Annotated in this window: 1 pseudogene; it reads right to left on the minus strand. The window is 64.2% G+C overall.

The features are described from left to right. A pseudogene (locus HMPREF0673_RS00950) lies at positions 1-617 on the minus strand (RHS repeat domain-containing protein); the annotation flags it as partial.

The following is a 617-nucleotide window of genomic DNA, read 5'->3' on the forward strand; positions in this document are numbered from 1 at the left end:
TGTATGACGTTACCGTCACGGGCGTCTATGCGCCGCAGGCGGTCCAGGGCGTCATACACGTAGAACTCCGTGCGGTTGCCGGGAGAGCTTCGCTCGATGAGCCTGCCCCTGGCATCATGCTTCCAGCCGCCGAGCAGCCTTCCGTCCTCGTGCCATGACACGAGGTTCAGCGAGCCGTCGTAGGACAGTTCGGAGCGGCGGTCTCCCTTGCCGACGCCCACGGGCTGGCCGTGGCTGTCGTAGGTGAACTCCGTGACGCCGCCGTCACGGTCTATGAAGCGGCTGACAAGGTGCGGACGCTCCGTGTCGTACAGGCGGACGGTCTTGTTGCCCTCACGGTCCACGTGGATGCTCAGCCGTCCCTTGTCGTCGTATATGTACATCTCGCCGCTGCCGTCGGGGTACGTGACGCCGGTGAGGTTGCCGTCATTGTCGTAACTGTAGCCCGTGACGCCGCCCTCTGGGTCGATGGTGCGGTAAGGCTCCATGAAGTCCGTGTAGCTGTGGCGCGTCTCGTTGCCGAGCGGGTCGATTTCGGCGGTCACAAGCTGGTCGGGTGTATAGCGGTAGGTGGTCGTGCCGCCCGTGGAGTCGGTCACGAGGTTGTAGCCTTCGGA

This window comes from Leyella stercorea DSM 18206, from assembly GCF_000235885.1.
Classification (GTDB): domain Bacteria; phylum Bacteroidota; class Bacteroidia; order Bacteroidales; family Bacteroidaceae; genus Prevotella; species Prevotella stercorea.